Source organism: Trichlorobacter lovleyi, assembly GCF_015239775.1.
Taxonomy (GTDB): Bacteria; Desulfobacterota; Desulfuromonadia; order Geobacterales; family Pseudopelobacteraceae; genus Trichlorobacter; species Trichlorobacter lovleyi_B.
In genome coordinates, this window is sequence record NZ_CP058409.1 from 2787445 (window position 1) to 2811628 (window position 24184).

General features: G+C 53.9%; 31 protein-coding genes and 1 tRNA gene. 4 read left to right on the top strand and 28 right to left on the bottom strand.

Going from position 1 to position 24184, the window contains the following annotated elements; all coding sequences use genetic code 11:
• Positions 1 to 18: 18 nt before the first annotated feature.
• Together grpE and hrcA are read right to left on the bottom strand one after the other, a co-directional pair.
• A complete protein-coding gene (gene grpE, locus FY034_RS12815; protein WP_265551143.1) occupies positions 19 to 564 on the bottom strand; it encodes a nucleotide exchange factor GrpE in 546 nt (181 codons plus the stop codon).
• 44 nt (positions 565 to 608) lie between these two features.
• Positions 609 to 1643: a heat-inducible transcriptional repressor HrcA gene (hrcA, locus tag FY034_RS12820; RefSeq protein ID WP_265551145.1), complete on the bottom strand. Its 1035-nt coding sequence runs from the start codon at positions 1641 to 1643 to the stop codon at positions 609 to 611.
• 233 nt (positions 1644 to 1876) lie between these two features.
• Between hrcA and murI the strand changes: the two genes are divergently transcribed.
• The 4 genes from murI to FY034_RS12840 all read left to right on the top strand — a co-directional run bounded on the left by murI (position 1877) and on the right by FY034_RS12840 (position 4006).
• Positions 1877 to 2704, top strand: coding sequence for a glutamate racemase (gene murI, locus FY034_RS12825; RefSeq protein ID WP_265551147.1), 828 nt, complete (start codon positions 1877 to 1879; stop codon positions 2702 to 2704).
• Complete coding sequence (locus tag FY034_RS12830; RefSeq protein WP_265551149.1) at positions 2704 to 3300, top strand: GerMN domain-containing protein; 597 nt, start codon at positions 2704 to 2706, stop codon at positions 3298 to 3300. The genes murI and FY034_RS12830 overlap by 1 nt, the downstream gene beginning before the upstream one ends.
• Before the next feature lie 11 nt (positions 3301 to 3311).
• Complete coding sequence (locus FY034_RS12835) at positions 3312 to 3830, top strand: hypothetical protein (protein WP_265551151.1); 519 nt, start codon at positions 3312 to 3314, stop codon at positions 3828 to 3830.
• A gap of 101 nt (positions 3831 to 3931) precedes the next feature.
• Positions 3932 to 4006 (top strand) — tRNA-Gly (locus FY034_RS12840).
• 236 nt (positions 4007 to 4242) lie between these two features.
• Here the strand turns inward: FY034_RS12840 and FY034_RS12845 are convergent.
• From FY034_RS12845 to FY034_RS12970, 26 genes are all read right to left on the bottom strand, one after another.
• Positions 4243 to 4527: a helix-turn-helix domain-containing protein gene (locus tag FY034_RS12845; RefSeq protein ID WP_265551153.1), complete on the bottom strand. Its 285-nt coding sequence runs from the start codon at positions 4525 to 4527 to the stop codon at positions 4243 to 4245.
• Positions 4528 to 4770, bottom strand: a complete 243-nt coding sequence (locus FY034_RS12850; RefSeq protein ID WP_265551155.1) for a hypothetical protein — start codon at positions 4768 to 4770, stop codon at positions 4528 to 4530. It lies immediately after the preceding gene.
• Positions 4771 to 4911: 141 nt separating this feature from the next.
• Positions 4912 to 5145 carry a DNA adenine methylase gene (locus FY034_RS12855; protein WP_265551157.1) on the bottom strand — a complete coding sequence of 78 codons (234 nt, stop codon included), beginning with the start codon at positions 5143 to 5145 and terminating at the stop codon, positions 4912 to 4914.
• A 148-nt stretch (positions 5146 to 5293) separates the two neighbouring features.
• Positions 5294 to 5680: a hypothetical protein gene (locus tag FY034_RS12860; RefSeq protein ID WP_265551158.1), complete on the bottom strand. Its 387-nt coding sequence runs from the start codon at positions 5678 to 5680 to the stop codon at positions 5294 to 5296.
• A gap of 1 nt (position 5681) precedes the next feature.
• Positions 5682 to 8015, bottom strand: coding sequence for a hypothetical protein (locus FY034_RS12865; protein ID WP_265551160.1), 2334 nt, complete (start codon positions 8013 to 8015; stop codon positions 5682 to 5684).
• On the bottom strand, positions 8015 to 8386 hold the full coding sequence (locus FY034_RS12870; protein WP_265551162.1) for a hypothetical protein: 372 nt from the start codon (positions 8384 to 8386) through the stop codon (positions 8015 to 8017). Before FY034_RS12870 ends, FY034_RS12865 begins: the two co-directional genes overlap by 1 nt.
• Entirely contained in the window at positions 8383 to 8826 is a 444-nt protein-coding gene (locus FY034_RS12875) for a hypothetical protein (protein WP_265551165.1), read from the bottom strand. The genes FY034_RS12870 and FY034_RS12875 overlap by 4 nt, the downstream gene beginning before the upstream one ends.
• A complete protein-coding gene (locus FY034_RS12880) occupies positions 8823 to 9197 on the bottom strand; it encodes a hypothetical protein (protein WP_265551167.1) in 375 nt (124 codons plus the stop codon). Before FY034_RS12880 ends, FY034_RS12875 begins: the two co-directional genes overlap by 4 nt.
• On the bottom strand, positions 9197 to 11749 hold the full coding sequence (locus FY034_RS12885; RefSeq protein WP_265551168.1) for a hypothetical protein: 2553 nt from the start codon (positions 11747 to 11749) through the stop codon (positions 9197 to 9199). Before FY034_RS12885 ends, FY034_RS12880 begins: the two co-directional genes overlap by 1 nt.
• A 9-nt stretch (positions 11750 to 11758) precedes the next feature.
• Entirely contained in the window at positions 11759 to 12037 is a 279-nt protein-coding gene (locus FY034_RS12890; RefSeq protein ID WP_265551170.1) for a hypothetical protein, read from the bottom strand.
• A gap of 17 nt (positions 12038 to 12054) precedes the next feature.
• The gene (locus tag FY034_RS12895) at positions 12055 to 12429 is read right to left on the bottom strand and encodes a hypothetical protein (RefSeq protein WP_265551172.1); all 375 of its coding nucleotides are present in this window, start codon (positions 12427 to 12429) and stop codon (positions 12055 to 12057) included.
• A gap of 101 nt (positions 12430 to 12530) precedes the next feature.
• Complete coding sequence (locus tag FY034_RS12900) at positions 12531 to 13595, bottom strand: phage tail tube protein (protein WP_265551174.1); 1065 nt, start codon at positions 13593 to 13595, stop codon at positions 12531 to 12533.
• Positions 13595 to 13840 (bottom strand): hypothetical protein, encoded by a 246-nt coding sequence (locus tag FY034_RS12905; protein ID WP_265551176.1) that lies wholly within the window; start codon positions 13838 to 13840, stop codon positions 13595 to 13597. The genes FY034_RS12900 and FY034_RS12905 overlap by 1 nt, the downstream gene beginning before the upstream one ends.
• Positions 13841 to 13851: 11 nt before the next feature.
• Positions 13852 to 14910 (bottom strand): Ig-like domain-containing protein, encoded by a 1059-nt coding sequence (locus tag FY034_RS12910; protein WP_265551178.1) that lies wholly within the window; start codon positions 14908 to 14910, stop codon positions 13852 to 13854.
• 9 nt (positions 14911 to 14919) lie between these two features.
• A complete protein-coding gene (locus FY034_RS12915) occupies positions 14920 to 15333 on the bottom strand; it encodes a hypothetical protein (RefSeq protein ID WP_265551180.1) in 414 nt (137 codons plus the stop codon).
• A complete protein-coding gene (locus FY034_RS12920) occupies positions 15333 to 15773 on the bottom strand; it encodes a gp436 family protein (protein ID WP_265551182.1) in 441 nt (146 codons plus the stop codon). The genes FY034_RS12915 and FY034_RS12920 overlap by 1 nt, the downstream gene beginning before the upstream one ends.
• 54 nt (positions 15774 to 15827) lie before the next feature.
• Complete coding sequence (locus FY034_RS12925; protein WP_265551183.1) at positions 15828 to 16007, bottom strand: HI1506-related protein; 180 nt, start codon at positions 16005 to 16007, stop codon at positions 15828 to 15830.
• Between the two features lie 13 nt (positions 16008 to 16020).
• On the bottom strand, positions 16021 to 16941 hold the full coding sequence (locus FY034_RS12930; RefSeq protein ID WP_265551185.1) for a Mu-like prophage major head subunit gpT family protein: 921 nt from the start codon (positions 16939 to 16941) through the stop codon (positions 16021 to 16023).
• A 25-nt stretch (positions 16942 to 16966) separates the two neighbouring features.
• Entirely contained in the window at positions 16967 to 17371 is a 405-nt protein-coding gene (locus FY034_RS12935; RefSeq protein ID WP_265551186.1) for a hypothetical protein, read from the bottom strand.
• Between the two features lie 3 nt (positions 17372 to 17374).
• Positions 17375 to 18376, bottom strand: coding sequence for a phage protease (locus tag FY034_RS12940; RefSeq protein WP_265551188.1), 1002 nt, complete (start codon positions 18374 to 18376; stop codon positions 17375 to 17377).
• Positions 18377 to 18680: 304 nt separating this feature from the next.
• Complete coding sequence (locus FY034_RS12945; protein ID WP_265551190.1) at positions 18681 to 19301, bottom strand: phage virion morphogenesis protein; 621 nt, start codon at positions 19299 to 19301, stop codon at positions 18681 to 18683.
• A 2-nt stretch (positions 19302 to 19303) separates the two neighbouring features.
• Entirely contained in the window at positions 19304 to 20116 is an 813-nt protein-coding gene (locus tag FY034_RS12950) for a phage minor head protein (RefSeq protein WP_265551192.1), read from the bottom strand.
• The gene (locus FY034_RS12955) at positions 20113 to 21648 is read right to left on the bottom strand and encodes a DUF935 domain-containing protein (RefSeq protein ID WP_265551194.1); all 1536 of its coding nucleotides are present in this window, start codon (positions 21646 to 21648) and stop codon (positions 20113 to 20115) included. The genes FY034_RS12950 and FY034_RS12955 overlap by 4 nt, the downstream gene beginning before the upstream one ends.
• Positions 21649 to 21837: 189 nt before the next feature.
• Positions 21838 to 23280: a terminase large subunit domain-containing protein gene (locus tag FY034_RS12960; protein ID WP_265551196.1), complete on the bottom strand. Its 1443-nt coding sequence runs from the start codon at positions 23278 to 23280 to the stop codon at positions 21838 to 21840.
• On the bottom strand, positions 23280 to 23849 hold the full coding sequence (locus tag FY034_RS12965) for a DUF3486 family protein (protein ID WP_265551197.1): 570 nt from the start codon (positions 23847 to 23849) through the stop codon (positions 23280 to 23282). Before FY034_RS12965 ends, FY034_RS12960 begins: the two co-directional genes overlap by 1 nt.
• A 1-nt stretch (position 23850) precedes the next feature.
• Entirely contained in the window at positions 23851 to 24183 is a 333-nt protein-coding gene (locus FY034_RS12970; protein WP_265551198.1) for an ArsR family transcriptional regulator, read from the bottom strand.
• Position 24184 lies beyond the last annotated feature (1 nt).

A 24184-nucleotide genomic window follows, 5' to 3' on the forward strand; every position in this document is an offset into this window, starting at 1 on the left:
GGTAGCTAAAAATAAATCCTAGGGATTTTTTGCGACCGACACCATGGAGGGACGCAGCAAACGTTCCTTCAGCAGGTAGCCCTTCTGGAACTCCTGTACAATGGTGTTACCCGGATGGTCGCTGGTCTCCACCTGGGCCATGGCCTGGTGGAAGGCCGGATCAAACAGGGTGCCGCAATTTCCATCCACAGCACAGACTCCGAATTTTTTCAGTGCCGTCAGCAACAGGGTATGGGTCATCTTAACCCCTTCAACCAGGGCAGGCAGACCGTCTTCATTGGCATGTTCAAGGGCACGCTCAAGGTTGTCCAGTACCGGCAACACCTCTTCCACCAGCGACTTGATACCGTAGTTCAGCAACTCTTCCTTTTCACGGGAGGCCCGCTTGCGGTAGTTTTCCAGGTCAGCCCGCTCACGCAGCAGTTTGTCCCAGTTATCCTTTGCTTCCAGCTCCTTTGCCGCAAGCTTTTCCTGCAGCTGTACAAGCTGCTGCTCCGGCGTCAATTCAGCCGTTTCAACCGCTGCTTCCTGCTCTGTCTGCACGTCCTGTTGTTCTTTGTTCATGGTACCTGACTTATCCTCTCAGAGCGTTAAAACGGCCACGCTCATTATCGTTCCGTCAGCAAACGGCTGACCAGTTGTGCGGTGTAATCAACAATCGGAATCACCGATGAATAGCCCATCCGGGTCGGACCAATCACCCCCATCAGGCCGATGGTATTGATATCGGTCATATAGGTCGAGGTAATCAAACTCATGCCGGCCATCTCTTTGAGCGGCGTTTCTGAGCCGATAAATATCTGCACCCCTTGAGCCTGCATGCAGTTGCCCAACAGCTGCACTAAGCGGCCTTTTTCCTCAAAGGCCTGGAATATTTCCCGCATCTTGTTAACATCATTAAACTCGGGTTGTTCAAAGATACGGGATTGACCGGTGATGTACACCTCGTCCTGCTCATCCGGCAATGCCTGGCGTGACAGACTCAGTGCCTTGCCCATCATCTGGTCATAACGATTCTTTTCCGACTCCATTTCAGCCAGAATCTTCTCCCGCACCTGGCTGATAGAGAGACCTTCGAGTGTACTGTTCAGGTAATTGGACATCCTGACCAGATCTTCAGGCATAAAATCTTGATCTGCTTCAACAATCCTGTTTTGCACAGCGCCACTGCAGGTGACCAGGATAGCCAGGATCCGGCGGGGGCCAAGTTTGACAAACTCAATCTGACGAAACATACCGGTGGTAAAACGGGGGGCCACCACAATACCGGTATAGTTGGACAGGCTTGAAAGGGTGCGGCTGGCCTCTCGCAGCAGGTCCGTCAGATTACCGCCGGTTTCCCGGCACCGTTTCAGGATCTCTTTTTTCTCCGTATGGGTGATCGTCCGCAGCCCGACCAACGAGTCTACATAGAAACGGAAACCTTTATCGGTGGGAATCCGCCCTGCAGAGGTATGGGGCGATGCCAGCAAGCCCAACTCTTCAAGGCTTGCCATGACATTACGAACCGTGGCCGAAGACAGGGACAAGGCATGACGCCGGGCAACAGCACTGCTGCCAACCGGTTCAGCCGTGGCAATGTAATCCTCTACAATTGCCTCCAAGATCTGCCTGCTTCGTTGTGAGAGTGTCAGATCAACCATGACACATCCTTTACCCGTTTCTTGCGCTGCTGTCAGACAGCCGGACAATCTGTTAGCACTCTATAAACTTGAGTGCTAACAGAGCACAAAGTAATCAGCAGGCCGTTATTTGTCAAGGCCATATTCAAACAAAACACGGCCCGCCCCAGTCGTAAAAACCAGCAAAGGACTTGCCTGGCGGAAAGAAACGCTATATATATAATTGTTCAAATAAATACAGGAGGATGATCCCGGTGTCCTGGCAGGCAATCGGCATATTTGATTCCGGAGTGGGTGGCTTGACGGTCTTGCGGGAATTGACCAAGGCCCTGCCCCAGGAAGACACCATCTACTTTGGTGATACGGCACGGGTTCCCTATGGCACCAAGTCACCGGACACGGTTATCCGCTACTCGCAGGAAATAGCCTCGTTTCTGATCAAACGTGACATCAAGCTGCTGGTGGTGGCCTGCAACACCGCCTCTGCCGTCGCATTGCCTACCCTGCGCCGTTCCCTGCCGGTCCCCGTGGTCGGCGTGATCGAGCCGGGGGCAAAACGGGCAGCAGAGGTAACCCGCAGCGGCGTTGTCGGAGTCATCGGCACCAGCGGCACCATCCGCAGCAGTGCCTACTCCCGGGCCATCAAGCGTCTGAATCCGGACATCTCGGTGCTTGCCAAACCCTGTCCACTCTTTGTCCCTCTGGCGGAGGAAGGCTGGATTGACAACGACGTCACCCGGATGACCGCCCGGCTCTACCTTGAAGAGCTGCGGGAGGCACGGGTCGACACGCTGGTACTGGGCTGCACCCACTACCCTTTGCTGAAAAAAATCATAGCCGAGGTCATGGGACCGGACGTTACCCTGGTGGACTCTGCCGAAGAGACCGCCCGCACCGTGGCGGCCATCCTGCAGGAAAAAAACCTGCTGCGCCCTCCGGCAGAACTTGGCAATCACCACTATTACGTCACCGATGTACCGGCCGGATTCATACGGGTAGGTAATCGTTTCCTGGGTGGCAAGCTGGGGGATGTGTATCAGGTTTCACTTGATGACTGCCGGCTTTCCACGGAGAAAGACTGATGGCTATACACCACAAACAACGTGTCGGCGCAGATGTGCTCGTGCCTTTTATCCTGATCGCCCTGGTATTTGGCGGATTGTTCTGGCAAAAATACCAGGAGGCCCGCCAGCTGCCTGACGCACCGCCCGGCAAACAGGGACCGGCTGCCACAAAAAAGGTGACACTCTTTTTTGGCGACAACGAATCCCACCTGGTCAGGGAAGCCCGTGAAGTTGACACGTGCGAAGACCGGACCACCTGCCTCCGCTCACTGCTGGAAGAACTGTTTGTCGGTCCGGTCGGAGAACTGGTCGCCGTTATCCCGGAATGGGCCTCAATCAACAACGTCAGGATAGAAGGGGATCTGGCCACTATTGATCTTGGCAAGGACTTTGCTGAAGCACTTGAGCCCGGCAGCTCGGCTGAAATGATGGCAGTCTACGCAATAGTCAACACAGTCTGCATCAACATGCCGGAGATACGGCACGTCAAGATCACCCTTGACGGCGATCAGGCAGCACGCCTGCGCCATCTGGATCTGTCCGAACCTCTGGAACCCGACTACTCTCTGGAACCGCCCTCACCTGCTGTAACGCCGCAGCAGAAAAGAATGTAGAGGATACCACCATGCTGCTGGGCTATAACCACAACATCAACTACAAAGGTTCTGTATTCCACATCCAGACCGAAGACAGCGGCGTTAAAAACCCCCACATCATCACCCTGCTGTATCGTGAAGGCGTGATTCTCTGCTCGAAGAAGACCAGCTATGCAGACATCCTCAAGATCGACAACCTAGAGGCTGTTGTTGAAGACCTGATGAAAGAGCAGCACAAAGACATGCTGCGCCGTCTGAAAAGCGGTGAATTTGATGATAAGGCCTTTGGCACCACTCAGCAGCAACCCCTCCAGACGCCCCCACCAGAACCACAACAAAAAGGAGAGCAGCCGGCGTCTGCCCCAGCAGCTGCAACGCCTGCCATGACAGACACCACCGGCATTGACCTGCTTTTTCAGGAAACCGTGCAGCCGCAGTCGTCCCCAGACACCACGCCCCCTCCCAAGCCCAGCGAAGCACCTGCCAAAAAGCAGGAGGCCGTTAGCCTGGATGACGCAATCCTCAATTTTTTTGGCGCCTCAAAGTAACATCCACCAAAATCTGATCTGATTTTTTATACACCGCAAAAAATATCGCAAAAAAATATTGACTCTTATCCCTACATTTGCTAAATAACTTTTCTCACCAAGCGGGAATAACTCAGTGGTAGAGTGCAACCTTGCCAAGGTTGAAGTCGCGAGTTCGAATCTCGTTTCCCGCTCCAATTAAAACAATCACTTACAGTGATGCGACCCCGGATTTTGACCATTTTTAGACCTAAAATGGACAATCCGGGGTTTCTATTTTTTGCTGTTTGCATTAGCATAGCTGTCAGCCTTGCTGTAGCGCGCGAAATGCTTTGGAAGTAATTGTGAGTGAATTGGAAGTAAAGAGGTTTATAAAAATGGGGTTGTAAAGGGGGTGTTTAAGCCCATCTTTACACCCCCTTTTTTTGTTTTTTCAGTGGGATTTTTTAAGGGTTTTTGGAGCCGCTTTTTTACCCTTCAAATAATTTCTGACGCTATTGTATTTTCTATCAAGCTTCTGAGCTATTTGATATGTATTTAAGCCTTCTCCGGCATATTTAATAATTAGTGCTTTTTCCTCATCAGTGAAGGGTTTTCTAAACTTTTCTGGTGGTACAAATTCAGTAGCATCCATAGTGCATACAAAATGGTTTAGTTCCTTTAAGAGCACCTTTAATCGGTTGAAATCGGATTCTCGGATTTTAATCATTCTTTCCATTTAACACCCCTTACCCTTAAAAGCTACGACACAGGAAGATCCCGTCATCTCACTTTCAGCATCATGAGATGCATCTGATAATTTTACAGAGAGTTGATCAAGGATCAATGACAACCCTACTTCGGCCCAATTTGACATCGGCGCAGAAGTATCTTTGGGTCGAGTAGTTGAAAATGAGTGGGATAAGAACGCGAGGACAGCCGAGCAGTCATTGGCAGTATCTACCAGCTCTTTTGTTTTCATGATTCAGCTCCTTAACATTTTGAGATTAACAGCTTGAGAGGCTGCTGGGCGTTCTCAACCGTGTTAAGGTACGGCGGGCATATTCCCTAAAAGGTATTGTATTAGCCCACACCCAGCAGCCCTTTCTACTGCTGGTACTTTTTACCTTAACATACGCGATTGAGTGTCGCTTGTAATCAACTTTATCACTCTTATTTGATTTGTCAATATATTAAATATATATTCAAACCAATAAGCCGATATTGGTTTAAGAAAGAACAGGGCTGCTCCGCCCGCAAATGGTTCGACGTAGCAGGTATGGGCCGGGAACATCGGTAAGATATGTTTTGCCAGGCGGCGCTTGCCGCCTATCCATGGGATAACTGGTTGATACATTGTGAGCCCTCCATTGTAGGTTAGGTGGTTTTATGGTAGGCTCCTCGCGCTCTGTACAGGGCGGGGCAGCCTTGGTTGGCTCACTGGGACGTACAGTGGGTCGGCGACCGGTTGGTGCTCGTAACATCAGCCGGTCGCTGCCTCTTCTTTATTTACCCTCCTTTATTATGTCTATCCCCGTGTTTTGCAGGGCCTTTTCAATCCTTGCCCGCAGTGGTGTCATTGTTGCGGGTGGTGCATGTTCGTAGCGCACCAGCTGGTCATATTTGATGTTGTTTGCCCGGCACCATTCGTGGACCGTTGTCCCGGTTGCCTTTATTGCCGTTGATAGTTGCAGCCGGTCGGATTGTTTGATATCCGGGCAAGTGGCTGGGTTGCGGGCCGGTTTGATCTTTTTTACCCTGCCCAAGGCCGATAACGGGCAGTCCAGCCGAGTGGGTTGACAATCCGGCAGAGGGCAGCCCAGGCACGCCTCTATGCACTCAGGCGGGTCAATATAGACAAATGATTCGGTGTCTGAGTACCTTGCAGACATGCTACACCTCCACAACCAGGGTGATCGTGTCCGGTGCCGAATCATCCCCGGGGGCCACGCGGGCCTCACGGACAAACCCTACCGGTGCACCGGTAATGAATCCCAGCGTTATACTATCCCCAAACTCTACCTCTATGTTGTCCAGGAACACCTCAACCTCATGAACCCAGTGGCGGGCAGCGTACCAGGTAAGGTAGGCATCACGCAGGGCCGTGGCGATAGCGCTGCTGGTGATGAATTGAAACAGGAACAGATCAGGCCGGTCCTGCACGCCGTACCGGGCCTGGCTGGTACTGTTAATGGCACTGACAGTTTGCCGGTACGGGTCAGCCGAGGTGGAGGCATAATCCAGATCAAACTTGAGGGCGATCTTGTTGATAATGTCTTCATAGGCTGATTTTCTGCGGCTGGAATGGCGGACCATGGCGGACGTGATAGGTTTTTGTGAGGCACCAGCGCCACGGGGCACCAGTTTTGAACCGGCACTGGATACCTTGAACAACGCCCAGGACTCGAACGCTATCCGCGTGAGCCAGTACAGGGCTGATTGCTGGGTGGTAATGGCCCCGTTGATGGCAGTGGTGATGTTGCTGCTGCCGGTGGCTGCAGGGTAGCCCACACGGGAGAGGATGTCATTGCAGGCCAGCAGAGGGGTGGCAACGGTGGTGCGGGCCACGTTGGCCATCAGCTGATCCATGGTGTAGACGTTGGCGATGCTGTTGCCAATTAGGGACAGATCACCGGTCAGGGCCACACCGGCAGCCGGTGAATAGGTGGTGGCAGTGCCGGTCTGGATCTCAAACCAGATCTCTTTGCAGCGGCAGTCAGATCCGTTCTGCATGACTATTTTGGCGAACGATGTTGAGGGGTAGCTGTAGAGGTCTGACATGTTGGTGAATGGATACCAGCCGGTATAAAACGTGCCGGAGGCAAACACGTTACCAATTGCCTGGTTTAGCACCATCACACCCTTGATAAACAGCTGGATACGGACAGGCGAGCCGTAATCATAGCCGCACTCGGCCACCACGCCGACTCTGATGTTGAGGCAGCTGGCAATATTATTGACGGTGGTGTAGGTGAAGCCGGGGCTGGCGTTATAGGTTCCGTCGCAGACCTGTGACAGCTGCACAGCGTTATTGCCCTGCATATAGGTGGCGGTATCGTTATCAAATGCCCGCTGGGCATAGGTGCCGTTATAGTTGTTGGCCAGGGTGCCGCCATAGACATAGATCACGTTGTTGGGACGCAGCACGGTTGTGCTGGTGCTGGTCGGGTGGGTGTGATTGCCCTGATCAACATCCAGGGCGTTGTTGATGGCCAGCCAGATCTGCTGCATCACTGCCGGGGTGGTGGCAATGGTGATGGCGGCCTTACCGGGATAGGCGGCCAGCTGGTTGCCACTGGTGCCCAGGTATTTGGTGACGCTGGCAGTGATGTTGACATCCACACCGGCCACACGGATGTAGATGTCGCCGATGGTGTCCAGGGCATGGTCGGCCAGTATAAACACAATAGGTGTGGCCTTTTTTTCGATCACCACGCTGCCCATTGAGTGATTGGCAATACTGGTGCTGTTGGCCCCCCTGGTGACCGTCAGCACCCGCGTTGTGGTATTGGCGCCGGTTACCGTGACCTGCTCGGCATCGACATAAAATGTTTTGCCTACCACGCTGGTGGAGGGCAGCTCTGAAACCGTAATGGTGGTGTCGGTTGATAATGCCTGATTGGCCAGGCTGGTGACCCACCCAGCATCAACGCAGAGGGCAGTCAGCTTGTTGACGGTGCCAAATACGATAGGCAGCAGTTTGCCGATGTGGTCAGGATCTGCCAGGGGATAGGTGACCGAATCCAGCACTGTGCCCAGGGTGCCCTGCAGTTTCAGAGTCGCGTCCTGCAGCCGCAACGAGACCCCTTCATCGTTCTGATCGACCGAGACTTCTTTGACGTACCCCACAAACTTTTTGATTGCAGCGGTACCGGCCACCATACCTTCGTACCAGTGCTGAATTTCGGCTGTACTAGTCTCAATATCGTAGGTATCTACCTGGTAGATAATGTTTGCAGCATCGGTGGGATCAGCCAGCAGGTGCAGGTCATAGTCTGCAATGTTCATCTCGCCAAGGCCGTTGGTGATGCCCTCCTTGAGCACGCCCCAGCTTGATACCCATGCCTTGGTGGTCTGGGTGGTGCCGTCTGCAGCGGTAATGGTCAGCACGCGGTCTGAGATATACAGTGCGGTGGTGCCGGTGCGGGAGAGTTTGAGCACCCAGACCGGCTTGGCACCGGCGGTCTTGTTTTTTTCGGTAGTCATTGGTGCTGGCAGGGTTTGCATTACAGGTACTCCTCGAGGGTGAACGTGACCTGGTATTTGCCGGGATGGGTCTCTACGGCCTTGACGCTGCCTTTGATCTTTGTGGTGTGGGCGGCGCTGGCATTGTCGTACCAGGTCAGGGTGTACTCATAGCCGTTACAGAGGTCGGCCAGCTGTAGCAGGCTATTCAGCAGGGCCTCTGGCACCTTTTTGTGGACCAGTTGCCAAGTGATTGACTTAACGCCCCGGTCGTACAGGTAGAGGGTCCCTCCCCGGGTAAAGTCGCTGGGTTGATTACGCCTGCTGGTGGGGGTGCAGACCGATGGTGCAGAGGGCATCTGACAGGATATGGTTGTAGCGCCTATGGTGGCGGTGAACAGGTTGGCACTCATGGAGCCCCCAGCATTTCAGAGCCATCAGCCATCAGCAGGGTATCACCATCAGCACCGATGTACGGTTCCAGATCAAGATTCAGATATTCAGCCACAGTCAAGGCCACGGTGAAGCGATCCGCCAGCGGCTCTTTAACCGTGATCGTTGAGGTGAGGTGGACAGAACGCTCACCGTAGAGCGGATCTACCCAGGTGAATGGAAGCTGTGCCCCTTTTACAGCATCGCCAAAATCAAGCAGGGCACCAACCACGGCAGGGGCCACGCGGGTGAACAACAGGCGATGTTCACGGATTTTCACGCCACGGTCGTACAGATAGAATATGCCGCCACGGCTTATGTCGTGGGGCTGCACACGGCGGACGGTTATTGGGTACGGGGCAGAGTGCAGGCGGTTCATGGCCACGGCGAGTGAAGCGGTTTTGAAGATTGATCCACTCATGGGGTGATCACCAACAGCTTGACGGTGGTCTGGAATACATCGGTGCTTTTCTCTGTAATGGTCAGTTCCGGCTCGGCAAAACGGGCGCTGATGGTGCTGCCATCGCTGAATGTTACGGTGAACAGGCTGGCCATAGCATTCATAGCTTCAAAAAACGCCAGTAGGCTGTCTCGGTTTGCGCGGGGCATGTTATCCCAGCTAACCGGGATGGTCTGGGTTTTGGCCCTGGGGGTCTGGGCAATGGGTAGGCCTGCGGTGGTTTTACCAATGGCCTGCAGCCAGGCCCGCTCGGACTGATCCGGCCGGGGCCGGTGGGTGAACGTGACACTGGCTACAGGACTGGTGCAGCTGAATGAGACAACGGCAGGCATTAGAGCGACCTACCCATGTAGGCCTTGATCTTGGGCACAATCGCCCGTGCCAGATCATCTGCAGTACGGTCGCTGATTTTGCTGAGGTTGGGAAAACTCAGCTCAATTTTTTCGATAGTAACCAGGTTGCTGTTGCCAGCTGCAGGACTGGAAGCAGCTGAACCTGATGATGGCACTACTACCGGGACATCAACCGTTGCACTGCCTAAAATAGGCGTATTGGGATCAACAAACGGTGTGGCTCCGGTGTAGTTCACGGCACTGCCCACAACCCCCTGAATAGCCGCCAACTGGTTCAGACCGTTAACCTGCAGATTGATGGTGATATCGCGGGTCATGCTCTTGAGCAGATTGTCCAGCTCAACCACTTTTTGCTTGTAGGCATCTACCTTTGACTGAGCAGTGTTCCACATGGTTTCCAGAGCGCTTTGCTCTGCTTGGGCACCTGATGTAATCTTTTCCTGTATCCTAGCACGCTCCTGCTCTACCACTGCCAGAGCTGATGATTTATCCAGCACCGTAGTGACCGTTTCAACCGTGGTCTCGGGAATGAATCCCTGAAAATTGAACGCCTGTGAAAAGTCAAAGCTGGTCTTTTTAGTAACCACGTCTACCTTTTCGCCCAGCTTGTCCCAGGCATCCATCAGCGCCAGCATTTTCTGAGTTTTACGTGCAGGGTCGCTGATCTGCTCATAAGCAGCCTCATCAGCCCGCAGCTTATCAATCATGGCCAGATATTTGGCCATACCATCCAGATTCGGGTCCAGATAGGCATAGCCGCCGCTGTAATCGCCAGATGCCTGACGCTTTTGTTCTTCAAACAGGGCGTTTGATTCGGCAAAGCGGACCTTTAACTCTTCAATCTCTTTTTTCTTGGCCCGGATCAGATCCAGCACTTTAGCGGCATATTGTTGTTCACCAGCAATCAGGGTTTTGTACCGATCTGTTTCAACCTTGATGATTTCAGTGGCCTGAGAGCGGACTTCTTTCAGGATCTCTACGCCCTGTTGCTTCACCTCTTTTGCATTGGCAGTGATCTTTACCTTGGCTTGGAATTCGGCGTACATGGCGCTGAGCTTATCCAGGGCGCTGCGCTCGTTGGCCAGCCGCTCGTTGTAAACGGCGTTGATTTCAGTGCCGTACTTACGCAGCGGTTTGATGGTCTCTTCAATCTTGCGGGCGCCCTCTCCGTACAGGAGGAACTCTTCTTCCAGTGCCTCTTTGTACTTATCATCGGCCAAGGCCAGGCGCTCTTTGCCGAGATCCTTCATGGCAGAAGCATATTCTTTGATGCCGGTAATATTGTTCCTGAGGTCGGACAGGTATTTCTTTTCAGCTGCTACCAACAGTTCTTTACCACGTTGTTCTTCTCTGGTGTTTTCGCCTGCTGCTATTCTGGCTTTTTCCTGAGCTTTAAATGCCTCTAAATTATTAGCCGCAGAATCCTTGATATTGAAATACTGGTTTGCCTTTTCCTGAAATGATGGACCAGACCATAGTTTACCCATATCATTCATAAATGCCTGTGTGGCCCCGGTCATTACCTTGTATTCATCAGCAGCGCCTTTGAAATCCAGTTTCATGGCGGAATATGCAATTTTTGAAAACGACAAAAAGCTTGAAGACAACCATGCAATGGTATTACCCATGCTGATCAACAGCTTGATTGGGAACGATATTGCATCAGCCAAAAACGCCAGACCATAGGCTGCTGATCTGCCCCATTTGTTAAGCTGATCTTTTGCAGCCATTTCATCCATTTCACCATTGGCTTTTTTTAAGCCATCAGTCATTTGCATAACAGCGATGTTCAGGGCGTCCTGGAATGTTTCTCCAACTTTGACTTTCAGGTTATCAAGATACCGCTGCATACTGGTGATCTGCTTTCCAGCGGTACCCATGGCCGCCTCATAGGCCCCAGCGATGTCTTTGCCTTTTTCCATTACTGCATTGGTACGTGCCTGCACTTTTTCAAACTCAGTTAAATCATCGGTATTTTTGCCCAACTGGGTTGCCAGTTTTTTGTAGCTATCTTCAAAATTAACGTTGATTCCGATAGTCCGCAGCACCTCGACCTGAGCCGACTGAATACCGTAGGTCATTCGGCTGAAGGCCTCAGAAGAGTTGATACCACCAATAACCGCGGCATCCTGGGCAATTCGGGCCAACTGTGCTGATTTGGATAGATCGATATGAGCAGAGGCCATGCTGATCAGGTTTTGGCGCGCCTCGACCATGGCAATACCAGTTTCTTCCAGCTTTGACTGGTATTTGTCCATCTCTGCTCGGGTGTATCCGGCATTGTTTCCGACCACAGTCATGGCCGCGCCCAGGGTTTCGTACCGGGCTGCCATAAGTGTGGCATCAGAGATCCACCCGGCAATTTTCCAGGCGCCGACTGCAGCGCCAATATTGACAAAGGCGCTTTTCATATCAAATAGAGGGCGCTGGATATCCTTTACAGCACCCTCTACCTGTTTGACACTCCCCTGTACCTTGGTCAGTACACCACTGGCCTGGTCTACGGCGGATATGACTAATTTCAGGTCCATGGTAAATCCCTATTGCTGGGCAGGCGCCGGAGCGTTTTTTCTGATCTCATCTTCCAGCACTGCCAGCAGTTCAATATCATCCAGATCCGCGCCGTACATCTTCAATACCGTCCCTGCATCAACCAGATCCTTCAGCCTCACCAGCTTGTCCCGTATCTGCATTACTCTGGCACCTCGTTCATCCAGGGCCGGGATAAGGCAGGCTTTTCCATCTTCGCAATCCGGCGTTACACCGTCCACCTGTTGAGCTTCCCGGCATGCCTCGCAGGACACGCCGGGGAAGTCCATACGAGCCCGCAGGTGGTCTAGCAGTTTTTTGCTGAGGCCTCTTTTTCCAGCCTGATCAGATTGTCAATGTCGCCGCAAACGGCGTTGATGAAATCGCTGAATGCGTTATGGCCCCTCATGGCGATCTCGATATTTTCAGGGGTGCAGGGTGCTGGCTCTTCACCATATTTAGGGCCTCTCCAGTCGTTAATTGCCTCTTTGCCCAGCAGTACGTCACCCAGGGTAGAATCAAACTCTTCAACCGGCTTATGGTTCACAAAGCGGGTGGTGGTGGCTTGTTTCATCAGCTGCCGCAAACGCTCTTTGGTAACGTGGCGCAGTTGCACTGAAACGGTTGCATCAAAATCCACCCAGAAAAGGCGGTCGTTGTTTTTCAGGTCATTCAAATTCATGGTTGTATCCTCTCTGGTTAAATGGCCCTTAAACGGGCATTAAAATGTTGAATGTTGGATGTTGAATTCAAAATTTAAAATTCAGCATTCAACATCTGTTTTTACGCCAGCGGATCTGTAGCAAACTTGTTAGTGCCTGACAGCCGGAACGGTTCGGTGATGCCGGTCATGCCGGTTGGTGCGGTGGCAGCACCATGGCAGATAAATTCAAGCGGCTCCTGGATGATACCTTTGGCATCAATGGCCTCTACGTTTTTGATCTGCAGATGTGGCCATTGCATCAGGAACAGGTAAGGTATTGCCAATTCAATAATTGGGCCGGTGAAAGTGGCGTCCATCTTATACCGGACATCATCACCCCAGGCAGTGAGCATGGTAGCGCTGGTATGGCGTGGGAAGGTCAGCTTGAGGCTAATTTCCGGCATATCATCATTGGTAGGCTCATCGACCACGCCACGGGGCGTTGTGGTGCCGGTGGTGTAGGCTCCGAAAACACCTTTCAGCTTGCGTTTGAAGGAGAATTCAAACGCACTGGGTACAATTTTATCGCCTACCCCCAGGGCCGCGCCGGACTGCACATTCATGCGGAAAACACCATGAGAAAATCTGACCCGGTTGCCTGTTTCGGCAATGGTAATGTTGTTGGCCGTGGTCAGGGTATTGGTACCAGTGGTGGTGTTACGGTTGGTATTGCTGCCGATGGTATCCAGAGACAGTTCCAGCGACCCGCCTGTTTCGCCTTTGATGGTGAATCCGTAGATTTTGAGGCTGGGCACCTCGGCGATGTAGTTTTTCATGTTCCGCACAAAGGTGGCGAACAGGCCGTCAATGTTCTTGGCAGGCTTGTAGACCCAGTCTTTAGACAGGGTGCCACCGGCATGGGTTGTAGGGACACCGGCTGTGCCGCACACCAGCGCCAGCAACAGCTCCTGCCCGGCATACCGCAGGTAGGGGGGTATAGCACCATCACAGGTAATGTCGCCTGCCGTGCCATCCGGTGAAAAATAGGTACCCAGGCTGTCGTCAATATCGACATCTGATTTGTCATTGATGGTGACCGGGCGACTGAGAAAACCGTTCAGGGCGCCGCAGGCCACAGGTGTTAACCAGGTCGCGGCCTTCTTGGCTGCATATTGAATTTCGACTCCGGCTACGCTACCGGGCATCACAGCACCTCCTGATTGATTTGTTCAGCACTGGCACCTGTTTGCAGCGGGCCAGAGGCGGCCGGCTGATCATCGGCTACAACCGGTTGCGGCCCGTAGGGTTTGGTGTCGAAACCCTTGGGCGGGATAAACAGCTCAATTGCAAAATCTGTTTCCTCGATGGTGTACTTCTGGCCTTTTCTGATGTCGCCGAACTTGGGACTGAATCCCAGATCGTCGCGGCCGGTTACAGTTATTTGTGCCATGCGGCACCTCCTTATGGTGCGGTGGTAAACGTAAATTTGCAGCTGTTACCGGTGTCGGTCCAGCCGGACGGGCAGGTGGTAATGCCGACCCGTTTTTTGATTGAAATGCCGTGGGTGGTCAAAAACGAGGAGCTGTAGCTCTTTTTGTAATTGCCCGGGAATGTCAGTGTTTGGTTATCGGATGTAGTCGGCAGTATTGTTATCAAGTTGGACGACCAGCCGCTGCCGGTCCAGTAGGTCAGATAGTACATGCAGTCATCAATAGCCCAGGTTGTCCCGGTAACCGGCGTATCCAGCGTGACGCTGATAACCGGATCAAACGGTTGGCCATCGGTGCCGGTTATGCCGCTGGCACCGGCTGCCGGGTATGAGCCGGTGATGGTGATGGGAGTGGTGGAAAACGTACTCTGACAGACACCGCCAACATCAGTCATGGCTGAACCGCAGCTGCTGGAGGTTTCGCCATCGGTCTGTACAATGTTGTTTTTGGCAACTACCACGGTGTAGGTAGTACCGTGGATCAGCGGGGCAGCCGGGATTGTCCAGATTGATTGCGTGTCCAAAGCAGCTACCGGCGCAGTGCTGTTGCCCTGCAGATAGATCTCTGCTACAGACGCCGACACAGCCTTGTTGAACGTAATTGTGGGCACGGCATTAACATCCGCACCGGTTGTCCCGTTTACCGGGTAGACCGACGCCACTGCCAGGGCCAATGGAGTACCAAACACCTGGGTACCGTTGGCAGTGACAAACATGGTGATTTTGCCGGTGCTGTCCTTGACCTCCAGTTTTCGCTGATAGGGGTTTGTGCCGGTGGCTGGCTGCACCGATAACGGCAGGTCCGACGGCTGGCTGATGGTGGTCAGAGTTTCGTCGGTACTGGGCGCTACCTGGTCGCGCAGTATTTCGCCTGTGATGTTCTTATCCGTGCCGGTGTTTGGGTCGTACATCAGGATGCGGCCTGATGGCGGCAGGCTGGTGGCGTCCGGCCTGGTGTACCAGTAACTACCGGCCAGGGCGTTGCCAGCCAGCAGGCAGCAGAGCAGTATGGTGATGATATGGCGTGTCATTGGTAACTCCTAGCGATACCAGGTGGTTTCAAAAGTCAGGGTGTATTCAATCATCCCTTCGGAATCGTCGTAATCCGTCAATTTGCGTCTGCGGCACCGGAAAGGTTCAATTTCATCCAGCCCCAGGGTTTTGCCCCTGATTGCATCACGCACCAGATCAATCAACGCATAGGCATCCAGGGCAGCCAGTTGTTCACCAGCCAGGTTGATGTTTTGCACAACCACCTGGAACACCTGTGTATCAGCAGCCTCGGCATAATCAGGTGTTTCTGCATCACCATCAAAATAGGCAAATACGGCTGGCCAAGTGTAGGTGTCTGGTATTGCCAACCGGCCACAACTCTCGACAGTGGCGAATACGCCCAGGTTGGTTATGGCGGCCAGAATGGCCTCTTCAATGGTGGTGATGGTCGGCGTAGGCATTACAGATCCCGCAGAGTGTCACGGCTGCAGAGCCTTGGTGATGAGCTGATCATAGGGGCGCTGGCGCTGGTTTGCGGTACAGTGGCACCGGCGGCGGTAACACCCAGGGAGAGCTTACCGGACTGAACATCGCGCAGCAGTTTCAGGGCATTGTCATGGGCGGCTTTTACCGCTTCGGGCGGTTCACCTTTTTTCCGACGCAGGTACAGCCGATAGACAGCCAGATCCAGAGCAATGGTTTTGATCAACTCTGGTACGCCAGTGAACGGGATGCTGTAACGCTCACCGATGTAACCATTGATCAGGGTATCAGCTGCAGCAATAGCCTGATCAATTACCGCCTGGCTGATTGCAGCAGGCGGGATAGCATCATCAGTCAGCTGGATCAGCTCACGCTGGGGGATAACGCCAAGTATGTCATCCAGGGTGCAGTAGGGCATGATTTACATTGGCCGGGGGATTGCTCCCCCGGCCTGCTCCTTTACGTTTCAGTCTTACTTGGCGGCTTTCTTTTCTTCCTTGTCCGCCACTATTTCCACCACCAGCATCGGTTCAGACTGCAGCTGTTTCAGCTGGCCAGCGGTAAAAGCGTTATTGGGATATTCGGTAGCTGCTTCGGGGTGAGCCACCCCACAACGACGGAAGCCTGCTTGTTTAGAGGTAATTCTGATCATGAGTCATATCTCCTTATGCCGTACCGGTTGAACCGTAGATCAGTTGCCAGAAACCATAACCGCCAGCCACACGGGCTTCTGCACCAAACTTGAACTTCTTGCGCATGAACACGTCATCGGCCTGCGGGTCTATCTGCTGCACGAAGACCGGTTTTTTACGCTCCTGATAGATAAACGGTCTGACCGGTTTGGTGGTATCCAGCAGGAACCAGGCAGTGTCAGAGGTAAGGCGGGGATCGCAGTCAACGACAATAGTACCTTTGAATGGGTTTGGTTTGCCGTCATCCAACTTGTCGTTGTTTGCCAGGATATTAGCGACATCCTGCAATGCAGGAGGTACCAACAACACGTTGGGAGTGATGTTCAGCGGCCTGCCTTCGTCATCGGTAAATTTTTGCATAGCCGTGCGGGCAGAGCCCAGGGAGGCGATGGCAGCGGCCTGGGTTGCAGCCGAGAGCGCAACCGTACCCTTATTGGACACAGACTGTACGTTGCCATCCTTATCAGTGACCGGGTGATCAGTGTCGCACATGTATTGGCCGTCGTAGCATTTCTGGGTGAATACGCCGTTTTCCAAATCGGAAACAATCTCATCCGGCAGTTGCTTAGCTGAGAACCCAGCCATTTCGGCCTGTGGGGCGTAGATACCAAGCTGATCATCCTCAATATCGTTACGGTCGACCTCAACGGTGGCCTCATAATCATCGTTGGTGATGGAGTAACCAAAAGCGGCCAAAGCTTTGACCTGCTTGTCGCCAATCCACTTCCGCATACGCGGGAAGTTCGCCAACCACTTATAGTCGTTAGTTTTGGTGCCGGACGGTACCAACATGGCGACCTTCTGCCAGCGGCTGGGAGCGGCATCAAATGCCTTGTTAAAGGTGGTCTTCAGATTGATGAAAATCTGAGACAGGGTGGATGCGTTGACAATCATATGATCCTCCTTGGATAGTTACGGGTTACAGAACCCAGACGCCGTCGGTATCAATGCCGACTACTTTTCCAGCTACCGATTGTGTGTTACCGCCTGCGTTGGTTTTGGATACGGTTTCATCGTCCACGATGTAACAATCCTTACCAAGGCTGGCCTGGGTAACTGCATCGCTACCGCTGTTCTTCCACTTGAACGCCTTGCCCCGGCGGACCAGCAGTTGCACCACGCCGTCGGTATAACCGGTGGCGTCGACAGCCTCTTCAGCCCGTCCAAGGTAGGTCAGGGTAGTAGCAGTTGCACCGGGTACGGCAAAACCGGTGGCGTTGGCAGCCACCATGGCCCCGGCGTGGATCACGGCATTGGCGGCAACGGGTACGGCGATCAGTTCGCCATCTTTCATTTGAGTATTGCGGTCTGCGGTCAGGGCCATGGGTTACGCTCCTTTGCCATACTTGGCGATATCGTCGGCAGTGTTGCCAAACATTGCGGCCATCTGTGATTCTTCAGCGTTCAGGGCCGTTTCACCCTCGGCTGCTTTTTTCTTATCCAGGTTCGTGTCAGCCGCTACTGTGGGAGCTGCCTGACAGAACGCCTTGAAGCGATCCAGGCCACCTTCCTGACGGCACTGCGCAATGTGGTACTCTTTGGTGGCCGGGGTGATCTTGCCAGCCTTCAACGCCGTGTCGATCTCGGCATTGATGGCGGTTTCCAGGGTGGCTTTTTCCTGGTCGGCCAGCGCGGTCTCGGCTGTTGTTGCCCGGTTCAGCGCCAGGTCGTAGTCGGCCTTGGGTACAAACTTATCCAGGGGCGGCTGGCTGGCATGGTTAAGGGCGGTAGCAAGGTCACCGTTCAACTTGGCAACCTGGTTCAGGGCCTGTTCTGCGGTGGATGTGGGAGCAAGCCCCAGGGCCACCAGCAGTGCTGCAAATTGCTGTTGATTCATAGACAGTTCCTCCATGTGTTGTTCGTGGTTCAGGGCGGGCAGATACAAATTTGGTCTATTGGTGAGGCCAACCGAGGTCAGCTTGATAATCAAATTGGTGGCGGTGTCATACATAAATACGGGGCTGATATATCGGTAGGCTTTTGATTCAACAGCCTCGCGGCCTTTGGAGGTCCATTCAATCCGACCCCAGACCGAACCATCCTCGCGGACCTGCAGTTCTTTAAACCAACCGGCTGCCGGTGCCTCTTCGCCTTTGGGGGCCTTTAACTCAGTGGCATGTTCCCAATCTAGCGGCATATCCTTGGCATCAGTGACGAACCCAGACACGACACCTTCAGGCGCGCTATTGATCCAAGATCGGCCATCACGGCCAACAAGCGCAGACCCGCCAGGCAAAAGCGGAATCCACTCTGGTGCGCCAGATGCCGACTGTGGCAGTTCAAAGTTAAGCGCCGCCCTGGTGGCGGTTTGTTGTCTGTTCAGAGCCATTGCCCCTCCCGTTAGTACGGTGCGATGTCCGCACCGTACACCGGGGGTGATGTCTGGACTAAATAAAGGGGTTTAGAAAAAACAGGGGAGAGGAAGAAGAGTGAAGGGCGAAGAGTGAAGGGGCGAAGAGTGAAGGGCGAAAAGGAGAGAGGGTTTGTTTCAAACTTCAAACTTCGCCCTTCTCACTTGGTTCACACCCCCGTTTAAACCGTCTTTAAATTTTGCCGTGTGCCAGTTTTGGGGTTTGCTGCCGGTGTCTGTTCGTCTGGCACCATAAAAACGGCTTACAGGGGCTGTGGTTGGCTTACGTCTTTTTGTTCAGCAGGTACTCGGCCAGAGCCGCTTCAATCTCTTTCCAGTCTTCTGGTTGGACCATCAGAAATTCACGCTTGGGCATGGTTATGGTGTAGGCATCAGTAGAGACCTTCATTGCATAGTGCGCCCGCTTATTGGCCCTGCTGAATCCGGCCCCGGCTTTTTTTCTGAAATACAATGTTTTGCCGTTCGTCATCCGCAACTGCCTGTTGGCATCGGCTGGGTTTGCAAACAGGTCTACCGTGTTACGCCTGAAATGTATCACCCGTTCTCTGGCCGGGTGGTTAACAGATCCGCCCAGCTGGTGGATGCGTGCATAGACCAGGTTGGTGCCGATCTCTACCGACGATTGACCGGCCTTTGATGTAATTGACTTCATCAACCGGCCAGACTTTGTAAGCGTCCGACCGCCCCTTTTTTCTGCCCTGCGGCTTTTCCTCCAGGGGGTTGGTCTACCTTCAGATTCAAAGTTTTTGACCACTGATGATCTGACGATCTGGCCGATGATCTTCATGGCCGGGGTCAGGTTGCCGGTTCGTTGCTGTATTTCCGACAGCAGCTGCTTTACAGCGGCATCAGTAATTTTAACCTCTATCGAAAAACCTGACACGGCTACCCTTCCAGATCTGCCAGCAGACGCCAGCGCAGTGGTTCAGGCATTGCTGCTGCAGATTCCCGCGCCACAGCCAGAGCATGGCCCACCGGGTCTTTGCCGGGGTTATAGGCCCAGCCGGGATCAATGCCGTTTGGCACGTAGAGCGTTTTGCCGGTTTTGGGGTTGGTCCAGGGCTGCAGATTTTCTGCGGGCATATCAGACACCCGCAGGCCATCGCGCTCAATCTCGCGCTTTGACATGGATACAACCGTGCAGCGGCAGTTCCAGCCATTGGGGGGGTAGTGGGTATCCCACCAGGGCGAATCGGCAGGCAGTATGATGTTGTGCCAGCTGCGGTGCATTGGCCGGGTCTGGCCATCCATAACAGCTGAGTAACGCCAGTACGGGCGGGCCAGCAAAACATCAGGATCAGTCATGGCCTGATAGTGGCCTACCTGCAGCGAGGTCTGGATATTGGTGTTAAAGATGGTACGCAGGCGGTAGGCGCTGCCCAGCTGCACCATGCTGGTTTCGCCTGTAACGGTATCAACCGCCTCTTGCCTGCCCCACCAGCCCTTGCGCTGTAAAAGGGGCGTTAAATCCTGTTTAAACTGTTCAAAGGTGGTGCCGTTTTCCATGGCTTCTACCAGGGAGTTACGGATATCGGCGAGGATATCGGCCCTGGTCACCTTGGCCACGGTAAAAGCCCTACTGTGGGCGGATTGCCACATTTCAGACCAGTCCCAGCTGAACTGGTAGCCTTTTGCCTTAAACCAGGCTATGGCCTGTTCTGGCGGCAGCGGTGGTATATCCAGGGCCTGGTTGATCATGGTGTGTTAATCCTGCCTGCCAGCTGCGCCATGAACATGGATTGGGCCAGTAGATCTGCCAGCGCACGGGCTTCAACGGTGCCGTAGGCGTCATCCAGCCGGGCCAGGGCTTCTTCAAACGTGGCAGCCCCGGCAATGATCTCTTTGACCTGACTTACCATCTCTTGCAGCGGACCAGCAGCAGCATCAATAGCGGCTGCCTTCAGGTTTTCTATTGATTGCTGTACTGGCGTAAATTGCGGGGTGACCTGTTCACGGTTTAAGGCGGTGTTTTTGGCACTGTCATTAACTGGCGGTTTATCGCCCAGGCAAACCGCATCCGAGGCGGCATCGGCAAAGCCCAGCCGGTCCAGCACCTGGGATGCCTCCACCCGGATACCGCCCAGCGGCACCAGCTTGGCCAGGGCCTCGGCCATGACGGTTATGTCTTCAGCCTTGGGCTCACGCAGGAACAGTTGAGGATAGTTCTCTCGTGGCCCCCAGTTGAGGTTTATGTAGGGTATAACCAGGTCACGCAGCAGGGTTTCAGCCAGCTGCTCGGCATCGGCGTCCCGCAGATCCTCGCGCACCTCATTATGCACGGTGGCCTGGCTCTGGCTGCTGCCGTTATCAGCGGTCATTGTTTGGCCCAGGATGGCCTTAGACATCTGGCGATCAAACCAATCGGCTATTCGCTCAAACGGCAGTTCCCCGGACATTTTCTGCTGGATGAACTCAATCAGCATGCCTTCAGGTATTACAGCGGCGGCATCGCTGCCCAGGTTGGCCACGGCGCTTTTGAGGATGTTGATGTTGTCCTCGGTTTCACCGGGGCGGTACTTGCCCACCCGCAACGGCATGCCAAAGACCTCACAAAACGCCACCCAGTCTTTAACGGTGAAGTTTTTAAAACAGTAGGTCCAGGCTGCCAGTCGGGCCAGGCCGTTACGCAGGGGGATGCCCATCTTGAGGCGCGGTTCGTGGACTATGAATTTGTAGGGCGGCAAGGGGATACCGTTCAACAGATCTGCTTCATCCTTCAGGCGCAGTTGAGTCAGGGTCTCACGATCATACTGGAAAAAGCGGGGATCACGCCAAGTGTAGGTCGGACGCCAGGGCAAACGTGATTTATCCCAGATCATCTCTACCACGCTGTAGCCCTTGCCCAGGCCGTCAAGGCACCCTTCAATCATAGCCTTGGTACCGGGGCGCTTGAACAGGGCGCGCACTTCATCGGCCATTTTAACGTCATCTGCACTGTCACTGGCAGCCTCTACCACAATAGGCAGCCGGGCCACGGCACGCTTGCGGGTGCCCAGCACACTGGCATAGTGCAGGTCTTTCTCTTCCATTTCTTCAGCCAGTGTCAGCTGGGCGTCTGCATCGCCTTCAGCAGCGGCCCGTAGCAGCGTGGCCAGCCGCTGAGGTGTCAGACCACCGGTGATGTAGGAGTAGTTCCAAAGACTGCGAACGCCGGACAGGGATGGCGCTGCCAGCGGTTTATCCAGGATCTGTTTTTGTATTGGGTGCCCGTAGGCATCATAGAGAGTCATTTTGTCACCTTCCCATGCTGTGGCCGAAATGATAGCCATTGCAAAACGTGCAGTAGTAGACATGCAAAAACCCGCTTCTGTGCAGGCCTTTACGGATTAGCGCATACATTGCGTCTTTTGCGAGTTTTGACGTTGTAAAGCGCTTTTTATGCCCGCACTGTTTACGGCGTATATTGCGCTTTGAGGCCATTACAGCGCGCCGCTGTGTCGGCCTATGCCGTGGGTTGTTCTGATCGATCTGGGCATGTCGGTCAGGTCCGCTTTTTTGATGCCGTGGTAGGCAAGCTTTACCGGGCCACTGTTCCCCGCCGCATGGATTGCCAGGGCCAGCGCCCAAAAACGGTCAGCATGGCCGTTTTCAGATCGCTCTGCAGTGAAACGAATATTCCCCGCCGGGGTGGTTTCTTTGGTGACAGCCCTCAGATCGGCACGGACTTCGGGCTTGTAAGGGATACGCAGCTTTTTATCTTCCATCTTGCCCCGCACCGGGTAGGCCAGAGTCTCTTTAACATGGGCCGAAAAGGTAACGTTTTCGTAGCGGTACTCACCGTAACGTTTCTTCGCATCGTCGCCCCAACCGATACCAAGACCGGTATAGTCCTGACAGGTACGGGCCATCCAGTTCACCCACGGCCACAGGATGGCTTCCTGATCAGGTTTGGCCATGTTGCGCAGTTCAATCACCTTGCGGGTGTAGAGCACATCACCTAGCAGCTCCAGCACCCAGAGTACGGTCAGGTCTTTGGTCCGGCCAATATCGATACCAGCGTAGATCTGCTTACCTTTACAATCTTCCGGTGAACCAAACTCCCAGTTATCCTGGCTGCCATACTCGCATCCGGCAATCAGGTCATATTCTAGGAAGGCGGTGGCATCGTCGGCAGGCACGCACATATATTCCTGCTGGAACGATTCCTCATCAGCGCAGCCTGACTTGATGAAATCAAAGTAAGCGGCCTCATCCATGGCCAACACTTCGTGGTCGGCAGGCAGGCTTTGCTGCAGCTTCCACAAAAAGCCCTGATCAAGAGCATCCTGCAATGTGACCCGGTGTAGGCTGATCTTCTTGGGGTTGTTGTGCTCGCGGATCTCTCGGATCAGCTGGTTGAAGAAGTTGCCGCTACCCCGGTGGGTGGAGATAACCTCCATGTTACCGCCCCAGGTAATACCGGGATAGGCGATGGACCAGAGCTTACGTGGATCAGGGTGCAGGGCAAATTCATCCAGGATACGACCGCCCCGCTTACCGGCTTGGGCGTCAGGGTTAGAAGACATGCTGTGGATACGCTTGCCATTGGCAAAGTGAAGAACGTAGGCGCTGATCTTCTTGTCCGGATCAATGACGATCTCGCCCAGATCCTGGGCTGCCAGATCAAGCACCTTTGCGAACATCTTGCAGTCTTCAATCACCAAACGGGCCTGCAGATCATCACGGCTGGAGATCCACTGGTCGAAGCGGGCGCCCTGTTCTGCAGTGCGTTCATCGGCGGCGTAGGCGGTGGACCAGGACAAACCGATCTGCCTGGCCTTTTCCATCAGCTTCAAGCGGCTGCGGTCAAGTATCCACTTTTCCTGGTATGGAAGAAACAGCCCTCCAGGGTTGGAGGGTATGAGCTTGGCGTTACCTATCATTATCCCGCCATCATCAAGACATCGCGCCGGATGCGCTGGATAGTCTCGGCAGATACGCCTGCAGCCTGGGCCACGTCTGCGGCTTTATCAGCTGCCTGTTCAACGGCCTGTTTCCTGATTTCCGCTTCGCGCTTGACGTTGATGGTGGCGGATTGTTCCAGACGCTGCATGGTAAGCGCCAGGTTCTTTAGCTGGCCGATAGTGGCGCTCATTGCTTCCGGATCTTCCACATCCGCCTCTTGCATCTTTAACGACAGTTCAAAGGCCATTGAACGGAGCATTTCATTGATCAACAGACCGGTTTGTCCCTGGGGAGCTGCACCTACCTGGGCGATGTACATCTGGGCCACTTCACGGCTCTGCCGCAGCTTATCGCCTATCTCTTTCATCTTGACGGCATAGCGGTTTACGCTGGATTTGGTGACCCGTTCTTCGTGCCCCTCAGCCGCCAATATTTCGTTGATTTTGGCGGTGGCTTCCAGCTGAGTGCAACGGGGATCCTGGAGTAGCTGCTGGAGCTGGCGCAGGATATCTTCCGGCAATCTATCAATGGTCGACGGGGTTGGCATGTTAGCGTTCCAGGCCGGGCATACCGGCTGTAGCACGTCCGGGGCTGGGGCGCTGTACGCCGGGGTTGGTGGTTACGCCTGTGGCTACATCAAGGCCGGATTCAGTAAGCATAACCCGCTGTGCGCCAGATTCACCCAGGGCGGTTAACGACACCAGGTTCTGATCAGCCAGCCATGTCAGTTCAGTGCGGACACGGTCACGGCTTACGGCCTGGCCCCATTCTGCCAGCACCATTCTTAACACGCTGTCGTTGCTGGCATAGCCGGTGGTATTGGCCAGCTCACGTAGGATAATCAGGCGGATGTTTGCGGTTACGGCGTCTGCATATCCCATA